Source organism: Pseudoalteromonas sp. TB41, assembly GCF_000497975.1.
Lineage (GTDB): Bacteria > Pseudomonadota > Gammaproteobacteria > Enterobacterales > Alteromonadaceae > Pseudoalteromonas > Pseudoalteromonas tetraodonis.
In genome coordinates this window covers 1-6,127 of record NZ_AUTH01000107.1, presented here as the reverse complement: position 1 = coordinate 6,127, position 6,127 = coordinate 1, and the positions used below count along the sequence as shown (strand labels likewise).

The following is a 6,127-nucleotide window of genomic DNA, read 5'->3' as shown; positions in this document are numbered from 1 at the left end:
TAATGCCAGTCAGTTAAGAACTGACTGGCATTTTCTTTTATAGGGGTACTTATTCGGCTTCTTTCTTATCACCCTTGGATAATGCCTATCTGGTAATCTATCGGGTAAAATAAACAATCTAAGTGTTGTCAGTAACTCATCGTAATGAATAGGCAACTTACTTGCACTATGTATTGGCGTAAACATAAAGAAAGCGATAACCTGTCGCATAGATTGGCTAAAGCTTAGCTGTGTAGGCAAAATATCCTCATCTTTAGTTGCATCAAGCATGATGATACGTATTAAATTGTAAGCGAGTAATAACCCCCATAACTCTTGACGTACCATGTCTGGTTTCTTACTACGTAACGTGTGTTTGCTATGATTCAATCCCTGCTTTATTTCTCTAAACGCCAGCTCAATTTCCCAGCGTTGAGTATAAACCTCTGTTAATTCTTCATATGGAAATCGTAAAGGGTCAATGAGAGAGCTGAGTACACGATAGCTTTTTCCATCCACTTTATAGGTGGTTAATCTTGCCATCATGGTCTCTGGTAATGACTCAAATTTCTTTCTGGCTTGAGGACTTGTGGACAAAATCACTATTTTATCATTGTCATTTATACTATGTTCAACTTGATACTGTAAATCCTTCCTCGCGGGTAACATCCAGTGAGTGTTATCTCCTTGGTTTTGCCATTGATACAACAGTCCTAATGAGTAATAGCCGCGGTCAAACAAGGTAAGAGAATTATCTGGTACGGCTGGTAATAGTCGTTGAGCTAAGCTCATTTCACCTATGCGACGGGAGTCAAAGCTGCTATCTAACAGTAAATGGCTAGATACTTCCATAAGGCTACACATTCGTACTTGTGGGTAGCTTACTTCTCCATGTTGATTACTGTCACTGCCAAATGCTTCTCTGTTTTCTTGATTATCATGAGTTCGAAAACTAACGCCATCTACAGCGAGTAAATTAAGTCCGCACCATTGTTCAAAAGACTGGGTGGAAAAGGTTTTGTGTGCAAGTAATTGAAATGTATGTTGGACTGACTCATAGCCTAACCTTTGCCGACCTTGAACTAGCGCACTTGGCGCTACTAGTTTGTTTTTTCCGGGTAAAGAGATGTCGAGTCTATTAGCGATATCCCAAACGGTTTCGTTTCGGAATAAACTCATTCCAATTACAGACCACATAACAGCTTCTAGCGGTAATCGCCTTTTACGCACAGTAGCAACACCTGCATGTTTAAATGCTTGCTCAAGAATATCAGGGTCAAGAACCTGTTTAAGTTTATCTAGTGTATGTACATCATTTAAAAATGAAGACATGTTATCGAAGTGCTGAATGAGAGACATAAAAAAATCCGATATTATTTCTAATATCGGATTTTGAAGCCATGGAAAGATCAGTCAAGTGATCATAAAAATATTCTTAACTGATCTGCATTACGCTAATGCGGGTTTTTTAATGCCTGTATAAATCCCCAGCTTGTTAAAAACTGAACGCTAACTTAATCTATCCCTTTAAATGAAAAGGGAAGATCATGGACGCAGAACAGCAAATTCAAAATGCAATTGATACAAAACAAAAAATAAACGTGATCTACAACGGTGGTAGCATGAGCGGGCAATCTCGTGTTTTAGGGCCTATAAGCATTAAAGGCAATAAAGTAAGAGCCAAGTGTTATACCACCAACGCTTTAAAAACCTTCCTCATGGAACGAATACAAGTCATTGCTGAAAATGGCGAACTAACAAAAGATAGATCATCAGAGATTAGCCAACCACCAAAGGTAGAACCACAGCAAACACTCGCAGACATAAAAAATGCGATAGCACCACATTTCCCAGTTGAGCAATGGTTGATTGAATTGAACGAAAATACAAAAGATCTTTCAATCTATGCAAGGTTTAAAAACGGTAACCCTAAAAAACTGCCAGAACTACAGGTATGTTTTGAAGAATACAGAACAGAGCTAGAAATTGATGAGCAAACAGGTGATTTTAAAGAGGTCACAATAAAGCGTACGAAAAATTGGGTTGTTCGTCACAAGAAAAAGAAAGCAGCCATATCTTATAGCTACCTTAATACCGCCGCTGATCGTTTGTTTACATGGTGCAAAGAGTTACTGTGCAACCAGAGTATAAAATTTAAATTTTTAGAAAGCGCAACCTTAAAGCATTTAAAAACAATGTGGCCTAGCACTGATAAAACCAAAATAAAGAGAGAATTAGCCACTCACCCTAGTGTTTATTACAACTCAGCATTAAGCCAAGGAACGTTAAACAACGATAACTGGTATTTTAATGTGCCTTATACGTTCAGAGATGCGCTTGATATAAAATATGAACAGCGAATCAAAGATAAAGTAGGCTCAATGGTTTGGACTCAAGGGCCAATTTTAAAATTCAAAATGGGTGATAATTTTCCTGCAAAAAACAACAACATTACATTGCAAGTCCAATTTGGTGATCAGATGGGCTGGGATAGGGATAAGAACGAAATGTACTTAGGAAGTGTGGTGTTTGATTTATTTGAATTAGTCAATAAAAAACATATCCACAAGCAGCGCTATCAATGTAACCAAATGGAATTTTTAGAGCTGTTAATAAATGGGGATAGTTTAGAGAGGTTAACTAAATTATCACGTTCGCAAATGATTATATAAACTAAGCCCGCTTAATGCGGGCTTTTTTTATGCTGTTTTTTGGCTGTTCGCGGGTTTGCTTGCGCGTGCGTCAATTATTGGTTTTAAGTCTTTTAGTAATAATTTGCCGCAGTCGTTAATATCAATCTTTTTGTCTGGGTTTACCCTAAACCAATCAAGATGGAAAAACATCATTAACGATTTTATCGACGTATCAATAAACTGTTCTTCAAATTCTTCTTCATTTAACAAGCCAAGTTCATCAATCACATCGCCAGGTGCAAACTGCCCAGCGGCCGGATTTGTCTCGCCTGTTATCAGCCATAACGCATATTTTTTAAATTGCGGGTGATTAGCAATAGAGAGTAAAGATTGTGCGCCAACATCACGATTGCCTGACTCATACTTTTTATACGAGCTAATGCCAATACCTACCAACTCAGAAAATTTAATTTGATTTAAACCAGTAGTACCACGAATTAATTTTATTTTATCGCCAAGTGATGTTGACATGGTGCCTCTTTGTGATCTAAAGTTGTCATTAGTGCCACATACGGCACCTTTTAATTGTTAAGGGTTTTTGCTGTGTCCTTTATTGTGGTTTTAATAGCAAAAAGTCCTTATAACTAACTAGGTTAGCATAAAAAGTACAAAAAATGGAACTGTACACGGTGCTATTAAATACGATGAGGAATAAAGAATGGATACTAAAAAATACCGCACAACACTACTAGGTGAGCCAATTAGCGAAAGCGAAAAGTTTTTAAGAGCTAAAGATATTACAGAGCTTTGCTGTATTTCTCGCGCAATGATTTACAAGCTAATGGCCGCAAATAAATTTCCACCAAGCCACCGTATAGCTGGCGACCGTGTTTTTTGGTTAGCGACCGACATTAACATTTGGCGCTCAATGACACCGGAACACTTTCATAACCAATTTGGTGATCAGCTAAAAGCGCATGCAGAAGGTGCAGCAGCATGAACATGACCTTTGCGCTATTGGCGCGTTACGAAACGCCCATTGTAAAGCTTAAAGATGTTTGCGTTGAGCATTTGGGCATACAGCCTAAAACCGCTGAGCAAAAAGCCAAAGCTGCACAGTTGCCGTTTCCTACATTTAAAGCAATTGATTCAGAACGTTCGCCAACCTTGGTAAACGTGAGTGACTTGGGCGCGTATTTACAAACCCGTTACGAGCAAGGCCGCGCAGAGTGGCAAAGCGTAAACAACTAGGAGCATAACCATGGCAAATGCACTCGTTAAACAAACCGAAAACGCACAACCTGCACCACTAAAAGCAGTAGAAGGGCGCCACATACCAAAAGGCTTAGCTGAAATAAAAGCATTAATGGGCAGTGAACGCCACACGCCAGAGTACGTTTACACTCAAGTATTAAGCGAGCAAGAGCGCACTATCGTGTGTTTTACCGCAGGCCTAAAACGCCATGACCTTGAAAAAGGCTTTGCCAATTTTAGCGCCGAAACCCGCTTAAAAATTCACAAAGCCATTTTGCAGTTACAAGCACTGGTTAAAGCATTCACCGATGCCAATGCCATGGCACCGGCTAAATTTGTAAAAAACGCCCCGCGTGAACATGCCAACACAGACTACTCACACTTAACCGTTAGTTCACACTAAGGAACGGCCATGACTCCCGATCAGCTAATCAACCAAGACAGTGGCAATGTTGAGTTCTATACGCCAGCTAAAGTTTTGCAGTATGTGCACAAAATGTTCCCCGTTATTGATTTAGATCCTGCAAGTAATGCGATTGCTAATAAGTCAGTAAAAGCAGCGCATTACTTCACTAAAGAAGATGATGCATTAACACAAAATTGGATAGGCGAAACGGTGTGGTTAAACCACCCATTTAATAAAGGTGAACTTGCCTGCAAACCAAAGTGCGTTAAAAAAATATGTAACGACCCGAGCTACCATAAGTATCGCGGCCACTGCATTACCGAAGATATAGCAAGCAACGGCGATTGGATTGACTACTACTTAGACCAATATGCACAAGGTAACTTTAAAGAAGCAATGAACATCACCTTTGTTAATAGCTCAGAAGCATGGTGTCAAAAGTTATTAAACGCAGGCTTAAGCTGCTTTATTGATGGCCGCACACACTTTAACGACCCACAAGGGAATGTAAAAAAAGGCGCCCCAAAAGGCTGTTTCATTACCTACCTTGGCGATAGAACCGACGAGTTCCGCGCCATATTCTCAGCGCTTGGCGTTGTGAAATAACAACCAACAAAACCCCAAAGGAATACTAAAAATGACCACTATCAAAGACCAAGATCTATCTAAAAATCAGCAATTACTACGCAATATCGTTTTACATGCGGTAGACCAAGCCAATTTTACTATTAAAAATTTAGCCAAGCGCCCAACGGTTGCCATGCTGATGGAGTGTGAAAACTGCCTGACTGACCTAATGCCAGTAGTGCAATTAATTGCAGTTGACCATATTGAATACGCGCCAATTTACGACCGCCTAAGCGAAACCCTAGACGCAGTTCAACGCGGTGCGGATTTTGACCTAATTGAACTTGAATTAGACGGCGGTGCAGCATGAACAATGTAATGGTGCATTTAACTCGTTTAGATAATCGCCCAAGCGCAATGATCGTTGAAATTGCGGCGGTATTTTTTGACCCTAAAACAGGTGTAATTGGCGCTGATTTTCACGAGGTTATATCGCCAGAAAAACAAGACCGATTAGGCACTGCAACAGCCGCGTTTAATTCTCAGTGGGGACACTACTTACGCACCAATTACCCTGATGATGAAGACTTGGGCACTGATATTGTTTTTGCCTTGGATTCATTCGTTGATTGGCTTTGTCAGATAGAAGTAATGGCAGACCGTGTTATGTGGTCAACAGGTGATGACTTTTCAGATTGCGGTCTACTGCACCAACTGATTTTAGATTACATGGGTAAAAACCCAGAGCATAGAACAGGCCGCTTTTGGAGAGCTGACAAGGTTAATGATATACAAACTTTGTTTAACTTAATCGGCTATACACAAGAACCTAATTTTCCCGCTATACATGCAACAGACATTGTGAAGTTAAAAGCCAAAGCGGTTAGCGATATAAAGCAGGCGCTTAAACTGTAATGGCTAACCCAATCCCGATCGACCTTGACGCCCTTAACCTATCAAGCATAGCTAAGGGCTTAATTTCGTCTATTACTGATATTGACGACTTTAATTACCTTGCTAGCAACTTGGAAAAAGTGCCTGTATCGCTGCAAAGTCGCATGGCCCGTAAATACATTGATCGTTACACCGAGAAAAAAGCGGGGAGCCAGTTCCGTGCTAATACATGGATGCGCCGCACTATTGCGCGTTTAAAGCCTCGCTTTGGTGTTCTGCTCAGTATTACTCACAATATGCCATTGCCATGGCATATTCTAAGTAGTGTTGAAAAAACTAAAAAGCATGCAGGCACTCTTGCATTAGAGTGCCTTGAAAAAGCACTTGATGTAAG

At 40.2% G+C, this 6,127-nt stretch carries 9 protein-coding genes and 1 pseudogene; 8 read left to right on the top strand and 2 right to left on the bottom strand.

Annotated features, from left to right (window positions below; all coding sequences use genetic code 11):
- Window positions 1–9: 9 nt before the first annotated feature.
- Window positions 10–1,338, bottom strand: coding sequence for an IS4 family transposase (locus L641_RS0119570; RefSeq protein WP_024601195.1), 1,329 nt, complete (start codon window positions 1,336–1,338; stop codon window positions 10–12).
- 188 nt (window positions 1,339–1,526) lie between these two features.
- On the opposite strand from L641_RS0119570, the gene L641_RS0119565 reads away from it, so the two are divergent.
- Window positions 1,527–2,651, top strand: a complete 1,125-nt coding sequence (locus L641_RS0119565) for a hypothetical protein (RefSeq protein ID WP_024602867.1) — start codon at window positions 1,527–1,529, stop codon at window positions 2,649–2,651.
- A gap of 27 nt (window positions 2,652–2,678) precedes the next feature.
- Here L641_RS0119565 and L641_RS23045 read toward each other — a convergent pair whose 3' ends face one another.
- Complete coding sequence (locus L641_RS23045; RefSeq protein ID WP_024602866.1) at window positions 2,679–3,143, bottom strand: helix-turn-helix transcriptional regulator; 465 nt, start codon at window positions 3,141–3,143, stop codon at window positions 2,679–2,681.
- Window positions 3,144–3,330: 187 nt separating this feature from the next.
- Between L641_RS23045 and L641_RS0119555 the strand changes: the two genes are divergently transcribed.
- The 7 genes and pseudogenes from L641_RS0119555 to L641_RS22495 all read left to right on the top strand — a co-directional run.
- Window positions 3,331–3,612, top strand: coding sequence for an AlpA family phage regulatory protein (locus tag L641_RS0119555; protein WP_024602865.1), 282 nt, complete (start codon window positions 3,331–3,333; stop codon window positions 3,610–3,612).
- Entirely contained in the window at window positions 3,609–3,863 is a 255-nt protein-coding gene (locus tag L641_RS0119550) for a pyocin activator PrtN family protein (RefSeq protein ID WP_024602864.1), read from the top strand. The genes L641_RS0119555 and L641_RS0119550 overlap by 4 nt, the downstream gene beginning before the upstream one ends.
- A gap of 10 nt (window positions 3,864–3,873) precedes the next feature.
- Window positions 3,874–4,269: a hypothetical protein gene (locus tag L641_RS0119545; protein WP_024602863.1), complete on the top strand. Its 396-nt coding sequence runs from the start codon at window positions 3,874–3,876 to the stop codon at window positions 4,267–4,269.
- A gap of 9 nt (window positions 4,270–4,278) precedes the next feature.
- On the top strand, window positions 4,279–4,878 hold the full coding sequence (locus L641_RS0119540) for a DNA N-6-adenine-methyltransferase (RefSeq protein WP_024602862.1): 600 nt from the start codon (window positions 4,279–4,281) through the stop codon (window positions 4,876–4,878).
- 31 nt (window positions 4,879–4,909) lie between these two features.
- Complete coding sequence (locus L641_RS0119535) at window positions 4,910–5,209, top strand: hypothetical protein (protein ID WP_024602861.1); 300 nt, start codon at window positions 4,910–4,912, stop codon at window positions 5,207–5,209.
- A complete protein-coding gene (locus L641_RS0119530) occupies window positions 5,206–5,754 on the top strand; it encodes a 3'-5' exoribonuclease (RefSeq protein WP_024602004.1) in 549 nt (182 codons plus the stop codon). The genes L641_RS0119535 and L641_RS0119530 overlap by 4 nt, the downstream gene beginning before the upstream one ends.
- A pseudogene (locus L641_RS22495) lies at window positions 5,754–6,127 on the top strand (replication endonuclease); the annotation flags it as partial. The gene L641_RS0119530 and the pseudogene L641_RS22495, both read left to right, overlap by 1 nt.